General features: G+C 58.2%; 16 protein-coding genes. All 16 read left to right on the plus strand.

Going from position 1 to position 19,249, the window contains the following annotated elements:
* The first annotated feature begins 9 nt into the window (after window positions 1-9).
* The 16 genes from QOL84_RS20035 (at window position 10) to QOL84_RS20110 (ending at window position 19,076) form a co-directional block, all read left to right on the plus strand.
* Complete coding sequence (locus tag QOL84_RS20035) at window positions 10-1,530, plus strand: sigma-54 interaction domain-containing protein (protein ID WP_283438313.1); 1,521 nt, start codon at window positions 10-12, stop codon at window positions 1,528-1,530.
* A 333-nt stretch (window positions 1,531-1,863) separates the two neighbouring features.
* On the plus strand, window positions 1,864-2,004 hold the full coding sequence (locus tag QOL84_RS20040; protein WP_003229566.1) for a hypothetical protein: 141 nt from the start codon (window positions 1,864-1,866) through the stop codon (window positions 2,002-2,004).
* Window positions 2,005-2,022: 18 nt separating this feature from the next.
* The gene (gene tagH, locus QOL84_RS20045; protein ID WP_283438314.1) at window positions 2,023-3,219 is read left to right on the plus strand and encodes a type VI secretion system-associated FHA domain protein TagH; all 1,197 of its coding nucleotides are present in this window, start codon (window positions 2,023-2,025) and stop codon (window positions 3,217-3,219) included.
* A gap of 5 nt (window positions 3,220-3,224) precedes the next feature.
* A complete protein-coding gene (tssJ, locus tag QOL84_RS20050; RefSeq protein ID WP_129386611.1) occupies window positions 3,225-3,725 on the plus strand; it encodes a type VI secretion system lipoprotein TssJ in 501 nt (166 codons plus the stop codon).
* Window positions 3,726-3,727: 2 nt separating this feature from the next.
* A complete protein-coding gene (gene tssK / locus QOL84_RS20055; protein WP_186531064.1) occupies window positions 3,728-5,059 on the plus strand; it encodes a type VI secretion system baseplate subunit TssK in 1,332 nt (443 codons plus the stop codon).
* 5 nt (window positions 5,060-5,064) lie between these two features.
* The gene (icmH, locus tag QOL84_RS20060; protein WP_129386608.1) at window positions 5,065-5,940 is read left to right on the plus strand and encodes a type IVB secretion system protein IcmH/DotU; all 876 of its coding nucleotides are present in this window, start codon (window positions 5,065-5,067) and stop codon (window positions 5,938-5,940) included.
* Between the two features lie 13 nt (window positions 5,941-5,953).
* Window positions 5,954-9,493 carry a type VI secretion system membrane subunit TssM gene (gene tssM / locus QOL84_RS20065; RefSeq protein WP_283438315.1) on the plus strand — a complete coding sequence of 1,180 codons (3,540 nt, stop codon included), beginning with the start codon at window positions 5,954-5,956 and terminating at the stop codon, window positions 9,491-9,493.
* Window positions 9,493-10,221: a PP2C family protein-serine/threonine phosphatase gene (locus tag QOL84_RS20070; protein WP_283438316.1), complete on the plus strand. Its 729-nt coding sequence runs from the start codon at window positions 9,493-9,495 to the stop codon at window positions 10,219-10,221. The genes tssM and QOL84_RS20070 overlap by 1 nt, the downstream gene beginning before the upstream one ends.
* Window positions 10,218-11,219, plus strand: coding sequence for a serine/threonine-protein kinase (locus QOL84_RS20075; RefSeq protein ID WP_283438317.1), 1,002 nt, complete (start codon window positions 10,218-10,220; stop codon window positions 11,217-11,219). The genes QOL84_RS20070 and QOL84_RS20075 overlap by 4 nt, the downstream gene beginning before the upstream one ends.
* A gap of 28 nt (window positions 11,220-11,247) precedes the next feature.
* Entirely contained in the window at window positions 11,248-13,326 is a 2,079-nt protein-coding gene (locus tag QOL84_RS20080; protein ID WP_283438318.1) for a type VI secretion system Vgr family protein, read from the plus strand.
* Between the two features lie 11 nt (window positions 13,327-13,337).
* Window positions 13,338-14,144, plus strand: coding sequence for a toxin Tle1 chaperone Tla1 (gene tla1 / locus QOL84_RS20085; RefSeq protein WP_283438319.1), 807 nt, complete (start codon window positions 13,338-13,340; stop codon window positions 14,142-14,144).
* A 35-nt stretch (window positions 14,145-14,179) separates the two neighbouring features.
* Window positions 14,180-14,707: a Tli1a family immunity protein gene (gene tli1a, locus QOL84_RS20090; RefSeq protein WP_430458737.1), complete on the plus strand. Its 528-nt coding sequence runs from the start codon at window positions 14,180-14,182 to the stop codon at window positions 14,705-14,707.
* On the plus strand, window positions 14,692-15,249 hold the full coding sequence (gene tli1a / locus QOL84_RS20095; protein ID WP_283438321.1) for a Tli1a family immunity protein: 558 nt from the start codon (window positions 14,692-14,694) through the stop codon (window positions 15,247-15,249). Before tli1a (QOL84_RS20090) ends, tli1a (QOL84_RS20095) begins: the two co-directional genes overlap by 16 nt.
* Window positions 15,234-15,791, plus strand: coding sequence for a Tli1a family immunity protein (gene tli1a, locus QOL84_RS20100; RefSeq protein ID WP_283438322.1), 558 nt, complete (start codon window positions 15,234-15,236; stop codon window positions 15,789-15,791). The genes tli1a (QOL84_RS20095) and tli1a (QOL84_RS20100) overlap by 16 nt, the downstream gene beginning before the upstream one ends.
* Before the next feature lie 58 nt (window positions 15,792-15,849).
* Complete coding sequence (gene tli1a / locus QOL84_RS20105) at window positions 15,850-16,473, plus strand: Tli1a family immunity protein (RefSeq protein WP_283438323.1); 624 nt, start codon at window positions 15,850-15,852, stop codon at window positions 16,471-16,473.
* On the plus strand, window positions 16,458-19,076 hold the full coding sequence (locus QOL84_RS20110; RefSeq protein WP_283438324.1) for a T6SS phospholipase effector Tle1-like catalytic domain-containing protein: 2,619 nt from the start codon (window positions 16,458-16,460) through the stop codon (window positions 19,074-19,076). Before tli1a (QOL84_RS20105) ends, QOL84_RS20110 begins: the two co-directional genes overlap by 16 nt.
* Window positions 19,077-19,249 lie beyond the last annotated feature (173 nt).

The following is a 19,249-nucleotide window of genomic DNA, read 5'->3' on the forward strand; positions in this document are numbered from 1 at the left end:
GTGGGTGTGATGTTCACTCAAGTGCCGCAGCCGCTGGTCTATGCCGAAGCGTTGCTGGCGCAATTCGCCAGTCTGTCGCGGGCGGCGGACGGTGCTGCGTTGCTGGGTGACTTTGTGCGCGGGCTGGCCGAGTTGAGTGGTTGCGAGTTGACTCAGTTGTATCTGCTCGACGCCACTCACACGTGCCTGGGGATGAACGCCGAGTGCCTCGACGGCGCCCTGCAACCGCGCGAAGCGGCGAGCCTGCCAGCGGATTACAACGGTGAACAACTGCTGCAATTTGCCCTCTGCCAGAACCGCGTCGTGTGCCTCGACGACTTGAGCGGCAGCCTGCACGAAACCAGTTTCCTGCCAGCGACGACCTCGCCGTGGCAGTCGCTGTTGTGTGTGCCGCTGGTCAATCAGCACAAGGCTGTCGAAGGCCTGCTGCTGTGTGCCAGCCGGCGTCGCACCAACCTGCAAGGCTTTGCCGATTCGCTCGGTCAGCTCGGCTCGTTCGTGCTTGGCCAGTTGCATTTGCTGCAACGTCTGCGTCAGCCGCTGGCGCAATCGGCCATGGCTGCGCTCAGTGTGCCGAGCATCAGTGGTTATGGCCTGATCGGCAAAAGCGCGGCGATGCGCCAGACCCACTCGCTGATCAGCAAAGTGCTGCACAGCCCGTACACCGTGCTGCTGCGTGGCGAAACCGGCACCGGCAAGGAAGTCGTCGCCCGCGCGATTCACGATTGCGGCCCGCGTCGCTCCCAGGCATTCATCGTGCAGAACTGCGCGGCCGTGCCGGAAAATCTGCTGGAAAGTGAGCTGTTCGGCTATCGCAAAGGCGCCTTCACCGGTGCCGACCGCGACCGCGCCGGGCTGTTCGATGCGGCCAATGGCGGCACGCTGTTGCTCGACGAGATCGGCGACATGCCGCTGTCGTTGCAGGCAAAGATTCTGCGCGTGTTGCAGGAAGGCGAGATTCGTCCGCTGGGTTCCAACGACACGCACAAGATCGATGTGCGCATCATCGCTGCGACGCACCGCGATCTGTCGACGCTGGTCAGCGAGGGCAAATTCCGCGAAGACTTGTACTACCGCCTCGCGCAATTCCCGATCGAGCTGCCCGCTCTGCGTCAGCGCGAAGGCGACATCCTTGAATTGGCCCAGCACTTTGCCGAGAAGACGTGCACGTACTTGCAGCGCGATCCGGTGCGCTGGTCGGACGCAGCGCTGGAGCATCTGGGCGGTTACACCTTCCCCGGCAACGTGCGGGAACTCAAGGCCTTGGTCGAGCGCGCGGTGCTGTTGTGCGAAGGCGGCGAGTTGCTCGCCGAGCATTTCTCCCTGCGCATGGAGCCGGCACCGGAAGACAACAGCCACCTGAATCTGCGCGAACGCCTGGAGCAGGTCGAACGCACCTTGTTGCTCGATTGCCTGCGCAAAAACGATGGCAACCAGACCCTCGCCGCCCGCGAACTGGGCTTGCCTCGGCGCACGCTGCTGTACCGCCTCGGCCGTTTGAATATCAACCTGGGTGACTTCGATGGTTGATCTGAAGTTGCCTTCTGCACCCAGCAGATTCCCTGTAGGCCAAAGATCTCCTGTCGCAGGCAAACTCCTTGTGGCGAGGGGACTTGTCCCCGTTCGGCTGCGTAGCAGTCGCCATTCGGTAAACGCAGGTTTCCTGAAAAAACCGGAAATCAGGTTTTGGGGGCGCTGCGCACCCCAGCGGGGACAAGTCCCCTCGCTACAGGAGATTGTCGTACCTCCTTGGATTGGCTCAAGGCCCCGGTTTAGAGCCTTCCAAAACAACGAATTCGCTTATAACAGCGCCGCCCGCAAGGGTCGGCGCTTTGTGCTTTGTCTACCCCTGGAGACCCTCTGATGTCTGTTCGTCACTGGCACGCTGTCCTGCTGACCCTCGTCGTTCTATGCGGCCTTGGCGGCTGTAGCGGCAATTACAAATTCAACGACAACGACTATCGCCCGTTGGGTGATCCGCAAGCGGTCAATCGCGGCAAGTGACCGCAAGGAGCATCAAACATGGAATTGGTTTTCGAAATGCTGAACACCAAGCAGTTCGTGCCCACCGAGTTGTGCCAGAGGACCTTCAAACAGGCCGGTGGCGTGATCGGGCGGGGCGAGGACTGCGACTGGATCATTCCTGACCGCAAGCGTCACCTGTCCAATCACCACGCGATTGTCAGTTACCGCGAAGGCACGTTCTTCCTCACCGACACCAGCAGCAACGGTGTCCAGGACGGCAGCAGCGGCGCACGCCTGAACAAAGGCGAGCCGGTGCGCATCGAGCATGGCAGCACTTACGTGCTCGGTGACTTCGAAATCCGCGCGCGACTGGTACGCGACCCGGCGACCTTCGACGGTGAAGTCGGGCGCCCGCGTGCGGCCGGCAGCATCATCCCGGACGACGCGTTCCTCGATCTCGACCCGCTCAATGCCCTCGAACAGCAAGAGCGCGTGTACTCGGAAATCGACGAACTGCTGGCGCCGAACACCAAGCCGGACGACTCCCGTCAGCGCGCCGACTACGCGCGCATCGACATGGAAAGCCTGATGGTGCCAGAGCTGATTGCCGCGCCCGCCGAACCTGAGCCCGCTCCGGCACCGAAAGCCGTCGAGCGCCAGAGCGAAGGTTTCTGGGAGCACTTTGGCGCTGCGCTGGGTGTGGACGTCAAAGGCCTCGGTCACGACGAACGCGAAGCCCTGGCGTTGAACGCCGCGCGTCTGTTGCGCCAAAGCATCGGCGGTTTGCAGCAGAGCCTGCGTACCCGTTCCGAGCTGAAAAACGAGCTGCGTCTGGCCCAGACCACCGTGCAAGGCACCAACAAGAACCCGCTGAAATTCGCCGTCGACCCGAGCGAAGCGCTGCAGATTCTGTTGCAGCCAAGCAAGCCTGGGCATCTGCCGGCCGAGCAAGCGATCTCCCGTGCATTCCGCGATTTGCAGGCGCATCAGGTGGCGCTGCTGACCGCCAGCCGCGCCGCTGTGCGCGGCACGCTGGAGCATTTCTCGCCGGAGCAACTGACCCTGCGTTTCGAGCGCGACAGCAAGCCGTTGATCGCGACATCGGGCGGGCGCTGGAGAGCGTTCGGTCGTTATCACCAGGCACTGCGTCAGGACGATGACTGGAGCGAGCGCCTGCTGGCCCGCGACTTCGCCCAGGCCTACGAAGAACAGATCCGCCTGATTTCCACCCTTCACACCGACCACCAAGGATGATGCGCATGTCTCGCCGCTCGACCGCTTTTTTCAAGACGCTGACTGCGCTCACCGTGCTGGTGCTGCTCGCCGGTTGCTCGTCGCTGTCGCCGTACTCGAAAGTGACCAAGATCAACCTGAAGCTCACCGGCAGCGATCAGTTGAATCTGGACCTCAATGGCCGCCCATCGCCGGTGGTGGTACGCCTGTTCGAACTCAAACACCCGGTGACCTTCGAGAACGCTGATTTCTTCAGCCTCTACGAACGCGCCAAGGAATCCCTCAACCCGGATCTGGTGGCCAGTGAAGAACTCGAACTGCGCCCGGGCGAAACCGTGGAACTGAAGCTCAAGGTGGAAGAGGGCAGCCGTTATGTTGGCGTTCTTGCCGCTTACCGCGACTTGCCGGAAACCCAATGGCGCCACACGGTGCAGATCACTCCGTTGGAAGTTACCGAAGTCGATCTGACTCTGGACCAGACCGGCATCCGTAACACTAATCAAGTGCTCGCCAAGGCGGATGACTGACCATGAATACCCATAAAGTCATTTGGCAGGAAGGCATGCTGCTGCGTCCGCAGCACTTCCAGCATAACGATCGCTATTACGATCACCAGATGAAAACCCGCACCCAATTGCTCGGTGGCTACACCTGGGGGTTTCTCAATCTGGAGATCGACTTGCAGTTCCTCAACATGGGCAAACTGGTGATCAGTGAAGCCTCGGGGATTCTGCCGGACGGCAGCCTGTTCGAACTCGGTGGCAACACTGAGCCGCTGGCGCTGGACGTGCCGCCGAACACGGGCAACACGCCGATCTACCTGGCGCTGCCGCTGGTCACCGGCAACCACATCGAAGCACGCCGTCCGGAGCAATCCGACGTGCTTGCGCGTTACACCGCGTATGACGCCGAAGTGGCCGACTCCAACGCCGGCGACGATTCCGCCAGCCAGGTCAGCTGCGGTCGTCCGGACTTCAAACTGTTGCTCGGCGAGCAGCAGAGCGATCAGGCCTACGTGAAGCTGAAGATTTGCGACGTGCTCGACACCACGCCCGACGGCGTGATCAGCCTCGACCCGGATTTCGTCCCGACCTACATTCAGGCCCACGCCTCCAGCTACCTGCTGTCGTGCCTGAAAGAAGTCATCAGCATGCTCAGCCACCGTGGCGACACCATTGCCGAGCGGATTCGCTCGAACGGTAAGGTCGGCGGCGCGGAAGTCGGCGACTTCATGATGCTGCAACTGATCAACCGTACCGAACTGCTGCTGCGTCACTACCTCGGCCTGGAGCAAGTGCATCCGGAAGAGTTGTATCGCACGCTGTTGACCATGCTCGGCGATCTGGCGACGTTCTCCGGCGAAAGCAAACGCCCGCGTCTGGACAGCCGCTACTCCCACGCCGATCAGGGCGCGAGCTTCCGCAAACTGATGGAAGCGATTCGTCAGGTGCTGTCGATGGTGCTCGAACAGCACGCCATCGAACTGATCCTGCAAGCGCGTCAGTACGGCATCATCGTCTCGCCGTTGCATGACCACAAACTGCTCGGCTCGGCCTCGTTCGTGCTGGCGGCCAGTGCCAACTGCGACTCCGAAGAACTGCGCCATCGCTTGCCGGCGCACCTCAAGGTTGGCCCGGTGGAGCGCATCCGCCAACTGGTCAACCTGCACTTGCCGGGGATCAAGGTCAAACCGTTGCCGGTGGCCCCGCGGCAGATCGCGTTCCACTCGAACAAAACCTATTTCATCCTCGAACTCAGTTCCGAAGACCTGGCACAACTCGAGCGCTCCGGCGGTTTCGCGTTCCACGTGTCCGGCGAATTTGCCGAGCTTGAACTGAAATTCTGGGCCATCAGGAACTGACCGACATGATCAAGGAAACGGATTACAACCAGGACGACAAAACCGTCCTGCTCGATCGTCAAGGCCACGGACCGGCGTCGAGTCCGCTGACCGACTTCGCTGCGCCGCCGCGCTTCGAGCAACTGGAAGAACGGATGATCTACGCCGCGCGCCTGCGTCCGGCGGAAGCGTTCAACATCAGCCTCAATTCGCTGGTGGCGGCATCCTCCGAACTGCTCTCGGAAGTGGTGCGCCTCAAGCACAGCGAAACCCGCGAAGACATGTACGCGCTGAATGAGCGCCTGACCGCCGGGCTCAAGCTGTTTGAAGTGCGCGCCCTGCACAACGGCGCCGAAAGCAGCCAGGTCATGGCCGCGCGTTACGTGCTCTGCACCGTGGTCGACGAAGCTGTCGTGACTACGCCGTGGGGCAACGAAAGCGAGTGGTCGCAGATGAGCCTGCTGAGCAGCTTCCACAACGAAACCTTCGGTGGCGAGAAGTTCTTCCAGTTGCTTGATCGGCTGTCGAAGAACCCGGTCAAGCACTTGCCGATGCTGGAGTTGATGTACCTGTGCCTGTCCCTCGGTTTCGAGGGCAAGTACCGTGTGCAGGCACGCGGCATGCTCGAACTCGAAGGCATCCGCGACGCCCTGTACCGGCAGATCCGTCAGTTGCGTGGCGACGTGCCACGCGAGTTGTCGCCGCACTGGGAAGGCCTGGATGATCAGCGCCGTAACCTGGTGCGCATCGTGCCGGCATGGATGGTGGTGTTGTTCACTGTCGTTTGTCTGGTGGTGATGTATTCGGGCTTCGCCTGGGTCTTGGGCGAGCAGCGCGACACCGTTCTGCAACCTTATCAGCCGCTTGATCCAGCCGCGGTCCAACCGCAGTCGCAGCCGTAAACAGGGACGTGTGATGAAAAAGTTTTTCAAGAAAGTCGGCGCCTTCCTGCGCCAGACCTGGGTCTGGACCTTGCTGCTGGTGCTCTTTGTAGCGCTGCTGGTGTGGTTCGTCGGCCCGTTGTTGGCAGTCGATGATTACAAGTTCTGGGAAGGTTCGACCGCCCGCCTGCTGACCATCGCCGTGCTGTTCCTGATCTGGGGCCTGACCATGGTCTTCGTCAGCTGGCGCGCCGGTATCCGCAAGAAAGCCGTCGAGGAATCCGAAGACGGCCAGGATCGCATCCGCCGCGAAGAGCTGATCGACGACGAGCAGAAAGAGTTGAAAGCGCGCTTCAAGGACGCGCTGAAAACCCTCAAGACGTCGAGTCTGTATCGCGGCCGCAGCGAGCGCTGGCGCAGTGACTTGCCGTGGTATCTGCTGATCGGTCCGCAGGCCTCGGGCAAGACCAGCCTGCTGGACTTTTCCGGTCTGGAATTCCCGATCAACAAGATCGACCGCAAGCTGACCCGCGACACCCTCGGCACCCGTCATTGCGACTGGTACTTCGCCGACCACGGTGTGCTGATCGACACCGCCGGGCGTTACACCACGCAACCGGATGTGGAAGTCGACGGCAGCGCCTGGACGACCTTGCTGGAGCTGCTGCGCAAGCGTCGTCGCGGCCGTCCGCTGAACGGCGTGCTGGTGACCATTCCTGTGGAAACCCTGCTCGGCGGCAGCGAGCAGGACATTGATACCCTGGCGCGCCAAGTACGCGGTCGTCTGCAAGATGTGCATCAGAAACTGCACGTCGATGTGCCGGTGTATCTGGTCTTGAGCAAGGCTGACAAGCTGCTCGGCTTCGACGAGTTCTTCGATCAACTGACCCGCGAAGAAAGCGATCAGGTGCTCGGCACCAGTTTCCGCAAGGATCAGGTCGGCACCGACGTGGCTGTGCTGCGCAACGAGTTCGAAGAACTGCTGCGTCGCCTCAACAGCCAAGTGATCATGCGCATGCACTCCGAGCGCGATACTCAGCGCCGTGGCCGCATCCTCGACTTCCCGCATCAGCTGGGGCAGATCGGCGAGCGCCTGTGCCTGTTCGTCGACATGGCGTTCACCGGCAACCGTTATCAGCGTGCCACGCAACTGCGTGGTTTCTACCTGACCAGTGCACCGCACCTGACCCAGGAAATGGATTCGACCACCGCCGGCATCGGCGCCAGCCTCGGCATGAACGCCGGTGTGCTGCCGACCCTGCGCAGCGGTCGTTCGCGTTTCATCCATCACCTGCTCAGCCGGGTGATTTTCCCCGAGGCCGATCTGGCCGGTCTGGACAAGCGCGAGCGCAGCCGCATTCATTGGGGCCAGCGTGCGCTGTACGTCGGCGCACTGGCGGCACTGGCGCTGTTCGGCATGCTGTGGGCGGGCGGTTTCTCGGCCAACTACGAGCGTCTGGAAAACCTGCGCAATCTGGCGCAGAACTGGACGCAGCAGCGCAGCGCATTGACGACGCGCGATGATGCGATGGGCGTGCTGAAAACCCTCGACACCAGCTACGCCGCGACGCAGGCGTTCCCGAAAAAGGGCGACGTTTCCTATCACGAACGTGGCGGCCTGTATCAGGGCGAAGACGTCAATCCAGTGGTCAAAGAGGCTTACGAGCGCGAGCTTGAAAAGCAACTGCTGCCACGGGTTGCAACCATGCTCGAAGGGCAGATCCGCGCCAACATGAAGGACCGCGAAAAGCTGCTCAACAGCCTGCGCGCGTACCTGATGTTGAACATGAAAGACCGTCGCGATGCCGTCTGGCTCAAAGACTGGGTCGCCACTGACTGGTCGCAGCGCTACACCGGCAACACCGCAGTGCAGAACGGTCTGAACGCGCACCTCGAACGCCTGCTGAAGCAGCCATTTATCTACCCGCTGAACGACCAGTTGGTCACCCAGGCGCGTCAGGTATTGCGCAGCGAATCGCTGGCCACCGTGGTGTACCGCATGCTCCGCGAGCAGGCGCGCAACCTGCCGGAATACCGCTTCAGCCAACACCTCGGCCCGCAAGGTTCGCTGTTTATCGGCACCGAGTACGTGATTCCGGGCTTCTACACCCAATCCGGTTATCAGCAGTATTTCTCGGTACAGGGCGCAACGCTGGTCACCGACATCCTGCGTGACAACTGGGTGCTGGGCGAAGGTGCGGGCATCAGCGACATGGACTTGCGTCGCCTGATGGTCGAGCTGGAGCAACTGTACTTCCGCGACTACGCCAACTACTGGAGCGAAGCCGTTGGCCAGGTTGCACTGCCGCCGATCAGCGACGCCGGTGAAGGCGCCGAGCAACTGGCGGGCCTGACTTCGGCCAACTCGCCGGTGCTGGCGCTGTTGACCGAAGTACGCGAAAACACCCGCTTCCCGGCAGCCGCCGATCCGGTGGATGAAGCCGGCGATGCAGCCGATGCGTTGGCTGGGCAGAAAGGCAAACTGGGTAAAGTCGGCAAACTGGCGTCGGCCGTGGCGGACAAGGCTTCGGCCCTGAGCGTGGCGAAGAGCCTGCCGGACACCGCGAAGAAGTCGCTGCAGCGTCGCTTCGAACCGCTGCATCGTCTGCTCGATGACAACAACGGCCCGGGCGCTGACCTGACGCCAGCGTTCAACGCGCTCAACGACCTGCAACTGCAACTGTCCGGCCTGGCCCGTTCCAGCACGCCGGAACAAGCCGCGTTCGAAATGGCGAAAACCCGCATGAGCGGCCAGCGTGATGCGCTGACCAACCTGCGCGCGGCTTCGGGTCGCCTGCCGCGTCCACTGAGCGTTTGGTTCAACGTGCTGGCCGAAGACTCGTGGCGTCTGGTGCTCAACGATGCCTACCAATACCTGAACGGCCGTTATCAGAACGAGCTGTACAGCGTGTATGGCAAAACCATCAGCAAGCGTTATCCGTTCAGCGCCAGCAGCACCAGCGACGTGGCGATCAGCGACTTCCGCGAGTTCTTCAAGGCTCAAGGCATCGTCGACCGCTTCTTCGACAGCTACATGCGTCCGTTCGTCAGCGGCGATCCGGGCAACTACCGCATGCGCAGCGTCGACGGCCACAGCTTGCCGGTATCGAAGGTCTACCTCGATCAGATGGCAGCGGCGCTGACGATTCGTCAGAGCTTCTTCTCGATCAACCCGGCCGAACCGACCGTGCAGTTCAAGCTTGAGCCGTACACCCTCGATCCGGCGGTCAGCCGTTCCGAGTTCAAGTTCGGCGACAAGACCATGGAATACCGCCACGGTCCAATCCTGCCAATGACCTTCAAATGGCCGACCGATGCAGAAGACGGTCGCACCAGTCTGGTCATGGACAAAATGGCCGGGCGCCCGATCGGTATCGAGAAGAACTCCGGCCCATGGTCGCTGTTCCGTCTGTTCGACTTGATGCAGACCGAGTACCTGACCGGTCGCGACGTGCTGGTGCTGAAGGCTGACGTAGGTGGCCTGCGCGCCAACTACCTGCTGAGCAGCCAGCGCACGCCGAACCCGTTCGACATGGGCGTGCTGCGCACCTTCCGTATGCCGGTGCAGCTCTGATGCTGGTGGCCAGTGCCTGGCGCAGCGCGGCGCGTACCGACCCGGGCAAGGTGCGGGCGCGCAACGAAGATGCCTTCCTCGACAATCCGCAGCAGGGGCTGTGGGTGGTCGCGGACGGCATGGGCGGTCATCAGGGTGGCGACATCGCCAGCCAGTTGATCGTCGCCAGCCTGGCTGAACTGCCGCAACACGAGGACTTCGACGAACGCCTCAAAGCCATCCGCCAGTGCCTGCACTGGTTGAACCGGCGTTTGGGCCAAGAGTTGACGGTCACCGCCGGGCGTCACGACAGCATCATGGGCAGCACCGTCGTGGCGCTGCTGGTGGAAGGCAATCGCGCGGCCTGCATCTGGGCCGGCGACAGCCGCTGCTATATGTGGCGCGGGCAGCGTTTGTATCAGCTGTCCAAAGACCATTCGCTGCAACAGCAACTGATCGACGAGCAGCAAATGAGCGTCGAACAAGCGGCAGCACACCCGGCGGCTCAAGCCTTGACCCGAGCCGTCGGTGCTGCCGACACACTGACCCTGGATGTGCTGGAACTCGAAGTCTATCCGGGCGATGCGTTTTTGCTCTGCAGCGATGGTTTGTATCAGGGTCTGAGCAGCGATGCCCTCGGCAACGCCCTCAGCCTCAGCGCGCCGCATGTGGCGCTGGAACGTTTGTTCGACGGCGCCCTGCGTGGCGCCGCGCGCGACAACCTGACTGCCGTGGTGATCCGCCAATGACTGAAATCGAATCCTCAGTCGATGACTTGCTGATGAGCGAAGAGCAGGCCAACAACCTGACCTACTTCGCCTTCGCCAAGGCCAATAAAGCAGAACCGTTGCTGGCGCCAACCAAGGCCAGCATCGGTGTTTTGCCAGATGTACTCGCCGGTCGCTACCACCTCGAGCGTCTGCTCGGGGCCGGTGGCATGGGCGCCGTTTACCGGGCGCGGGATCTGCTGCACGAACAGTTCGGTGATCCCGATCCTTACATCGCGCTGAAAATCCTCAGCGAAGAATTTGCCGAATCGCCGGACGCCAGTGCCTTGCTCTACAGCGAGTTCGCCCTGACCCGACGCCTGCGCCACGACAACGTCGTGCGTGCGCACACCTTTGAAGTCGACACCGATTGCCAGCGGGCCTTCATCACCATGGAATACATGCGTGGCCTGACCCTGGACAAATTGCTCTGCGAGCGGCCCCTCGGCCTGCCGTGGCAAGAACTGCGCGACATCGTCCTGCCGCTGCTCGACACGCTGGCCTACGCCCACGGTCGCGGCGTGCTGCACGGTGACATGAAACCGAGCAACGTCATGCTCAGCGAAGATGGCCTGCGCCTGTTCGACTTCGGCCTCGGCCAGGCAGAGGAGGGCGTGATGCCCGGCCTGCCGCATCTGAGCCGCGAACGCTTCAACGCCTGGACCCCAGGCTACGCCGCCCCCGAACTGCTTGAGGGCCAACCGTTGTCGGCCAGCGCGGACGTGTACGGCGTGGCCTGCGTGATCTATGAATTGGCGGGCGGCAAACACCCGTTTCGCCGCTTGCCCTCGACCCAGGCTCGCGACGAGCACCTGGAGCGCGAGCTGCAAGCGCCGCAGAATCTACCGAAACACTGTTGGCCAGCGCTGCAAACGGCGCTGAGCTTCGACCCGGCAGCACGCACCATCACTGCCCAACAATTGCGTGACGCCTTGGGCGCCACTTCGTCCTGGCTGCAACGTCTGCGACTTCGGGCGTAACGGATGACATTCGAACAGGGAGCACTTTATGTTCAACCCAGCTAACGAAACCCACTTCAGCCTCAAGGTCGAAGACTACGTCGGCGACCTGCAAGTGCTGTCGTTCACCGGCACCGAAGGCATCAGCCAGCCGTTTCGTTTCGACCTGGAATTGGTCAGCGAAAACCCTGATCTGGACCTCGAACAACTGCTGCACAAGCAGGCGTTTCTCGCATTCGATCCGCAAGGCTCTGGCATCCACGGGCAGATCTACCGCGTCGCCCAAGGTGATGCCGGCAAGCGCCTGACCCGCTACAAAGTGTCGATGGTGCCGCAACTGCAATACCTGCATCACCGCACCAACCAGCGCATCTACCAGCAGATGTCGGCGCCGAAAATCATCGCGCTGATCCTCGACGAACACGGTATCAAAGGCAATGCGTATAGCTTCCAGCTCAGCCAACCGTGCCCGGATCGCGACTACTGCGTGCAGTACGACGAAACCGACCTGCACTTCGTCCAGCGCCTGTGCGAAGAGGAAGGCATTCACTACCACTTCCAGCACAGCGAAAAAGCCCACCTGCTGGTGTTCGGCGACGACCAGACCATATTCCCCGACCTCGGCCAGCCGACCGCGTACGTGCAAGGCAGCGGCATGGTCGCCGAAGAACCGGTGATCAAAGGCTTCAAACTGCGCCTGGAAACCCGTACCAGCCGCACCACGCGCCGCGACTACGACTTCGAAAAACCGCGCCTGCAAATGGAAGCGGCTTACAGACCCGACGGCGCTGCCGACAGCGAAAACAGCGAACCGGATCTCGAAGACTACGATTACCCGGGCCGCTTCATCGACCGCGCGCGCGGCAAATTCCTCAGCCAGCGCGCCCTCGAACGCCACCGTGCCGACTACCGCCAGGCCGAGGGTCGTGGCGACCAGACCAAACTGGTCAGCGGCCACTTCATGGAAATGTCCGACCACCCGCGCAGCGAGTGGAACGCCCTGTGGCTGCTCACCGAAATCTTCCACGAAGGCAAGCAGCCGCAAGTCCTCGAAGAAGGCGTGACCAGCGACACCACCGACAACAAGGACGATTTCCATCAGGGCTACCGCAACACCTTCCTCGCCACCCCGTGGGACGTGTTCTACCGCCCGGCCCTCGAACACCCGAAACCGCGCGTGCTCGGTAGCCAGACCGCCATGGTCACCGGCCCCAAAGGCGAAGAAATCCACTGCGACCAATACGGCCGCATCAAAGTCCAGTTCCACTGGGACCGCGAAGGCCTCGCCGACGACAAAACCAGCTGCTGGCTGCGCGTCTCCAGCTCCTGGGCCGGCGACCGCTACGGCGCCATCAGCATCCCCCGCATCGGCATGGAAGTCCTCGTCACCTTCCTCGAAGGCGACCCCGACCAACCCCTCGTCACCGGCTGCCTGTACCACAAAGAAAACCCGGTGCCGTATGCACTGCCGGCGAACAAGACGCGCAGCGTGTTCAAAACCCTCAGCTCCCCGGGTGGCGGCGGTTACAACGAACTGCGCATCGAAGACAAGAAAGGTGCAGAGCAGATCTACATCCACGCCCAGCGCGATTGGGATGAAAACGTTGAGCATGACCAGAAGATTCGGGTCGGCAATGAACGTCACGACACGGTGGTGAAAAACACCTACACCGAGCTGAAAGCTGAAGAACACCGCACCACGATTGCTGATCGCAAGGTTGAAGCGAAGCTGGATGACCACCTGACGATTGGGCAGAACCAGCATGTGAAGCTGGGGACTGCGCAACTGACCAGCGTGGGGAAAGAGATACACCTCAAGGCTGGGGACAAGATTGTTATTGAGGCGGGGACGGAGCTGACCATCTTGGGTGGTGGGAGCTTTATCAAGCTCGATGGCGGTGGGGTGACGGTGGTTGGGCCGGTGATCAAGATCAATGCTGGCGGTTCGGCCGGGTCGGGTACTGGCATTGGCATCAAGCCGCCGATATTGCCGGGCGCTGCCGACAAGGACATCGCCGGCGCCGTACCGCCGCAGGCGCTGCCGAACGCACCGCTGCCGCCACCACCGGTGTGCAAGGAATGTCTGGCCCGGGCCAAACGTAACGCTCAAGCCCTGGCCGCACGATAAAGGACGACTTCATGAACACAAGCAATGCGCGCTGGCTCGACGAGTTATGGGTCAACGCCCAACAACTCAAACAGCAGCACCTCGACGTGCTGGTCGACGCCACCAGCCTCGACTACCCGCTGCTGCAACAGCTCGCCGAACAACCCGAAGCGGCGAAACTGGCCAAGCTGTTTGAAAACACTCCCGAAGTCGCCATCGCCGACTTCGGCCCGTTGCTGCTGCGCGTCGACATTGGCCAACGCGACTGGCTGAAAACCTTCATCAACGCCGTCGACTGCAATAAACATGTCGTTGTTGTATTCAGCCCATGGCAATTCGAAGCGCTCGCCGATCACCTGCGCGGCTTCCTTCAAGCCCAATGGAACCAAGGCCGCTCCGAAGGCGTGCTGCGCTACTACGACCCGCGCATGCTGCTGCCGGTCACCGAAACCCTGACCCCGGTACAAAGCAACGCCTTCCACGCCGCCGTCATCTCCTGGCACTGGCTCGACCGCGACCAACAACCGCAAAGCCTGCCCGGCAACTACGTCCGCCACGCCCAAGTACCCGCCGCCGGCCCGGTGATGTTCGATCACCCCCAAGTGGCCAACCTGCTCGCGTGGACAGAAGCAGATGCCTACCGGGTCGATCGCTGCGCAGTGCCCCAGAACTATGGCTTGAGTCGTAACGAGAGTTTGATTCGGCACTTGTATCGCAGCCAATTGGCGGCGAATCAGAAGGGATTGAAAGAGCCGGAGGAGCGCGAGCCGTTTATTGAACAGTGGTTGGTGGAGAACTCGTCGTTTGTGATCGATGAGCCGCCGAAGGCGTTGATTTGATGAATGCGATTGCGCGTGGGTCGGTGCGGGGGGCGATGTCTTCCGGGCTGGTCTGTGTGTGGGTTTTACTGGGGGTGTTGGCGTTGAGTGGGTGTCGTGGTGGGCCTGAGATGGTGAGTGCTCCGGTTACTGGCTATAACCATACCTCTGCTGCTATTAATCGATTTGCTGTTAATGGTGCTAGCGGGCCGAATCTTGGCCCATATTTAGGTGGTGGAGCTGAAGTTTGTTGTGGGGTTCTTCCTCGAACGTGGTCGCCCCGCGTTAAGGTTGTAGTGGAGTGGCAGACAGATCCTGATCCTCACGCGTCTGCTACTTGGACTGAGCGCCAGTACTCTGACGCATGGCGTAAGCGAATGAGGGAAAAAAAACTAAACTACTTAAATCATAAAGCCGTAGTTGAAGTTCCGAAATATGGCAAGAAAGTTTGTGCGTTGCAAGTGCATTTTCTAAACTGCGACCAAGTCAAAGTTTCTACTACTTGTTTTATTCCTGAGCATCCGAATTACCCCGATAAAGCCTATTTCGAAGTCAAGGAGGCGGACGAATGCCCGGTTTCTTGAACATCTTAGAGAGCTACCTTGGAACTTTGCGAAGTATCAGATTTTTACTGTGTGTGAGCTTGGTAAGTTTATACGGTTGCCATACAGTTCCCGAGTTGGTGTCTGCGCCCGTTACCGGCTATAACCATACTTCCGCACAAATAACTCGCTTTAGTATTAATGGCGCGGGTGGCCCCAGCATTCCGCCAAATTCTGGCGGAGGCGCTGAAGTTTGCTGTGGTGTCCTGCCTGTTCAGTGGAATCCGAAAGTAAGAGCAATCATTGAGTGGGAAAAAGATCCGAACCCCGATGGTCCGATCGAGCGTGACCAGTATGGACAAATAAAAAAAGAGGCACTGGTTCGGCACAAGGCTGGTTACTCTCATCATACTGAAACGGTTGAAATTCCCAAGTATGCGGAGAAACTTTGTGCGTTGCAGATACACTTTTTACCGTGCGATCAGGTGAGAGTTTCCACGACTTGTTTTGTTCCGGGTCATTCCAAGTATCCAGATAAAGACTACTTCCAAGTCGAGGAGGCGGATAAATGCCCGGCCTCCTGAGCTTCTTTGAAAGCTGCGTTGCAGTTTTTCGAGTGATTAGATTCTTAGTGTTCGTGAGCTTGGTAAGTCTATACGGTTGCCATACCGCTCCGGAGATGGTGTCAACGCCTGTAACAGGTTTCAACCATACTTCAGCTGCTATCAATCGATTCAGTGTGAACGGAGCCGGGGGGCACCCTGTGTCAGCCTTTCAAGGTGGTGCAACTCAAGTTTGCTGCGGCATGCTTCCTGCTCAATGGAATCCAGACCTTCGAGCCACCATCGAGTGGGAGAAAGATCCTAATCCGCGAGAAATGATAAAGCGCGATAAATATGGGCAGTTTGATAAGGAAGACTATCAGCGGCATGTTGCCCATTACTCTCATCATGAGGCGACTGTTGAAATACCAAAATACGGTAGCGATTTCTGTGCAATACAGGTTCATTTTCTACCTTGCGATCAGGTGAAGGTTTCTACGACCTGTTTTATACCCAGGCACCCAAATTATCCAGATCGAAAGTATTTCGACATCAAGGAGACAATGAAGTGCTCTCATTTTTGAGTGAATATAGTTTATTTTTCTCTGCAAAACACCAGATGAAAATGGAGGCGACAAAGGTATGTCAATATTAAATTATTTGTTTGAGAAAATAGGCTTGTGTGCTGATATGTCTTTACCTGGATTTCTGCAGGCTCGATGTTCTCTGCTAAATAAAAATAGCTTAAAAATGACAGCGAAATCTTTAGTCATTATGTCGAGCGTGTTTGGATTCAGTGCCTGTAATGCTGGTCCCGAAATGGTCTCCACGTCAGTTACTGGCTATAATCATACATCTTCGGAAATCATACGATTTAGCATCAATGGCGCGGGTGGTCCTCGTATTCCGCCAAACTCCGGCGGAGGCGCAGAAGTATGCTGTAGTACACTGCCTTTAAAATGGAGTCCGAGCCTTAGTGCAGATATAGAGTGGGATAAGGATCCGAATCCCCGCGGACCGATTGAGCGTGACCAATACGGACAGATCAAGAAAGAAGCAGCTATTCGCCACGCTACTGGTTATTCTCACCACACTGCAACAGTTGATATCCCAAAATACGTTGATGAATTTTGCGCACTGCAGGTCCACTTTTTACCATGCGATCAAGTAAAAGTGTCGACGACCTGTTTTACTCCAGAAAATCCAAATTATCCTGATAAGGCGTATTTTAAAGCCAAGGAGTCGGCTACATGCTCGAATCATTAATAGGGCAGGATTCCTCTCCGCCAGATAGTGCTTTAGTTGCCCCGATGTTCCCTCCATCGCGTCGGTTGCCAAATGACCCAGGGCAATTATCGAAAAATATAAACCTGCAAAAACAAGACGAGCGTGCGTTTGGCATTAGACAGCGTAAGCTTCTTCAGGCCAAGGGAGAGGCGGACAGTGGAACAGCCTGCTGTAAAACGCTACATATAACATTGGCCTTTGATGGTACTAATAACAATGATCAGGCGGATGGTTCCTCAACGCCCAACTCCCGGAGTAATGTTGCGAGACTTTTTCATACTAGCTTAGGTGCCGAACCCGACATGGTATTGGGAGGGTTCATGAAATATTATTGTCCGGGTGTTGGTACGGTTTTTCCTGATGTTGAAGAATTTGTTCCTGACAGCAGTGGGTTGGTTGGTGCGAGCGGGGGTGAGAATCGTATTAATTGGGCGCTGACACGGTTGCTTGATGCATTACAGCAAGCTTTGGATGGTAAAAGGTTTCCTGCCGAAAAAACCAAACTAATGCTTAAAGACATGGCAACCAATGGTTACGCAAACACGTTTGGCTTGGGTTTGTTCGAGAGCGGAGAGAAAAAACGCGAAAAAATCATGAGAAAGGAGATACAGGATCTCCAGGATAAACTGAAAATACGTGATGATTCTGAAGAAAAACCGCATATTTTGGCAATGCGCCTATATGTTTATGGATTCTCTCGAGGAGCTGCAGAAGCTCGTACTTTTGTTAATTGGTTACAAGCGCTGACTCGTTGCGAAAGCACAAATGGTGGTGTTGACTACCGATTTGCGGGGCTGCCCATATCGATCAACTTTCTAGGTGTGTTCGACACCGTTGCTGCTGTGGGGCTTGCCGACAGTGTTCCATTTGCCGCAGGGCATATGGACTGGGCTGACGGCACCATGCGCCTTCCTGATGAAGCAACTTCTGCCTGTGAGAGTACAGCTCTTCCTGATGATTGCACTTATTTAAAACGTTGCGTTCATTTGGTTTCTGGCCATGAGCAGCGAGCGAGCTTTCCATTGGACTCAATACGTCGCCGTCCAAAGAGTGCGGATGGTACTCGTGATAAAACCAAAGGATCAAGCTATAGACAAGGCACAGTTGAGTATATTTATCCCGGAGTTCATTCGGATGTCGGTGGCGGATACGCGCCTAATGATCAAGGTAAGGCGACGGCTGGGTCAGACCATGTCCTATCCCAAATTGCTCTGCAACATATGTATGCGGAAGCGTTCATGGCGGGCGCTCCATTACTGGTTCCAGGGCCGGTGGTGCAAAAAGGGATCCACGATGATTGGAGGGGGATGACAACAGATCTTGAGACAGAGTTTTCAATTTCTGAAACGCTCATCAAACGTTTTAATGCATGGCAGGCACAAGGCCAGAGCGGTCCGCTAGAGGACATGATGAAACGTGAGCACGCCTTGATTACTGCTTGGCGGATTGATCGCTATGCAGGTGGAGTGGAAAAACAATCTTTCTTTAAAAATGCTGCTCCGGACATGCCGGAAGCCCAAATTTATGCTTGGAAGGCAATTGAAGATCGTAATACCGCTAAAACCAATGCGAAAACTAAAGGGCTTCCTCCTCCGGTTTACACTGAGGCTCAAGAGAAAGAGCATCAGCTGAATATACAAATTGTGGGCGGGCAGGAAAAAGCAGACAAGTTACGGGCTGAGAAGATCTTTGAACCGCCCCTGGATCATAGGCAACTGAGCGGCGCCGCAGCTGAGTTTCGACATGACTACCGGCAAGAATGGGGTATGGTCGACGACGGACTCACACTTGGTGGTGTTGCCGATATGTTGCTGGGTGGTACGGTTTACCTCATCAACGAAGAAGATGAGGCCGAGGAGTATTCGTACCTTTATACCGAAGGGACTAAGCGCTACAAAAAAATGTTCAGTGCACCGAATACGCCAAGCCGCGGCGAGGAGGATTTGGTGGCGTTATTTGATGACCAAGTCCACGATTCTCGTGCATGGTTTATGAACTTCTCGAAGGCCGGTCCTCGCGAGCCTTTCACCGATTATTTCCGCATTCGACTTGTCCATTTCGATAATGAATCGAACAAGCAATTGTCGCTTTTGGCGACTGCTGGGCGCGTCGTCGGCGTTGGTATTGCTTTGGCAAGCGTCGGCCTCAGTATCAAGAAAAAAGATCCTCGCATGCTGCTGGGTTTGTTCTTGCCGTCCTTGGCTCGTCCTGTCCTGAGCGGCAAAGTAGGCCTGCCAGAAATCAGCGCATTCGACCCGCTTACCGGTATCGCGATTCCGGTGGCAAGCAATCTGGATGCCCTGAGGTCGTTCACTAAAGCGCCGGGCGATATGGTCGCCAAGGTCGCAGCCTTGCCTCCGCTAAAACCGTTGAGCGAAGCCACTGCCAACACGCCTGCGCTACAGAAAATCCTGGTTGCCCATCAAGCGGTTGAAGCAGCCGAAGCTGCCCGTAAGAAGGACTTCGGTTCATTGGCCGGTATGGTGGCGAAAGCCTCTAATGATGAAGACAAGCCCGGTGGCTGGATGGACTTGGTGGCCGAACAGGCCAGCAATTTGAAGTCGTCTGAGAAGAAGGTGTAATTGCGAAGTGCAAAAAAACGGCTCTGTATGAGCCGTTTTTTGCGTTTGTGCTTTGAAGCCTTCCAAAAAGAAGCGGACTTATTTTTTACTGTTGGATAGCTATGCCTCAGATTTAGCGGCGTGGGTGTGGAGTGAGGAGATGTATTGGAATGGTGAGTTTGTTGGGTAAAGCG

The sequence above is a fragment of the Pseudomonas helmanticensis genome (assembly GCF_900182985.1).
GTDB classification, from domain to species: domain Bacteria; phylum Pseudomonadota; class Gammaproteobacteria; order Pseudomonadales; family Pseudomonadaceae; genus Aquipseudomonas; species Aquipseudomonas helmanticensis.

Excerpts from the sequence above, each read along its gene's own strand:
- QOL84_RS20035 (WP_283438313.1), top strand. The coding sequence starts at position 10 with ATGTTCACTCAAGTGCCGCAGCCGCTGGTCTATGCCGAAGCGTTGCTG.
- QOL84_RS20040 (WP_003229566.1), top strand. The coding sequence starts at position 1,864 with ATGTCTGTTCGTCACTGGCACGCTGTCCTGCTGACCCTCGTCGTTCTA.
- tagH (WP_283438314.1), top strand. The coding sequence starts at position 2,023 with ATGGAATTGGTTTTCGAAATGCTGAACACCAAGCAGTTCGTGCCCACC.
- tssJ (WP_129386611.1), top strand. The coding sequence starts at position 3,225 with ATGTCTCGCCGCTCGACCGCTTTTTTCAAGACGCTGACTGCGCTCACC.
- tssK (WP_186531064.1), top strand. The coding sequence starts at position 3,728 with ATGAATACCCATAAAGTCATTTGGCAGGAAGGCATGCTGCTGCGTCCG.
- icmH (WP_129386608.1), top strand. The coding sequence starts at position 5,065 with ATGATCAAGGAAACGGATTACAACCAGGACGACAAAACCGTCCTGCTC.
- tssM (WP_283438315.1), top strand. The coding sequence starts at position 5,954 with ATGAAAAAGTTTTTCAAGAAAGTCGGCGCCTTCCTGCGCCAGACCTGG.
- QOL84_RS20070 (WP_283438316.1), top strand. The coding sequence starts at position 9,493 with ATGCTGGTGGCCAGTGCCTGGCGCAGCGCGGCGCGTACCGACCCGGGC.
- QOL84_RS20075 (WP_283438317.1), top strand. The coding sequence starts at position 10,218 with ATGACTGAAATCGAATCCTCAGTCGATGACTTGCTGATGAGCGAAGAG.
- QOL84_RS20080 (WP_283438318.1), top strand. The coding sequence starts at position 11,248 with ATGTTCAACCCAGCTAACGAAACCCACTTCAGCCTCAAGGTCGAAGAC.
- tla1 (WP_283438319.1), top strand. The coding sequence starts at position 13,338 with ATGAACACAAGCAATGCGCGCTGGCTCGACGAGTTATGGGTCAACGCC.
- tli1a (WP_430458737.1), top strand. The coding sequence starts at position 14,180 with ATGTCTTCCGGGCTGGTCTGTGTGTGGGTTTTACTGGGGGTGTTGGCG.
- tli1a (WP_283438321.1), top strand. The coding sequence starts at position 14,692 with ATGCCCGGTTTCTTGAACATCTTAGAGAGCTACCTTGGAACTTTGCGA.
- tli1a (WP_283438322.1), top strand. The coding sequence starts at position 15,234 with ATGCCCGGCCTCCTGAGCTTCTTTGAAAGCTGCGTTGCAGTTTTTCGA.
- tli1a (WP_283438323.1), top strand. The coding sequence starts at position 15,850 with ATGTCAATATTAAATTATTTGTTTGAGAAAATAGGCTTGTGTGCTGAT.
- QOL84_RS20110 (WP_283438324.1), top strand. The coding sequence starts at position 16,458 with ATGCTCGAATCATTAATAGGGCAGGATTCCTCTCCGCCAGATAGTGCT.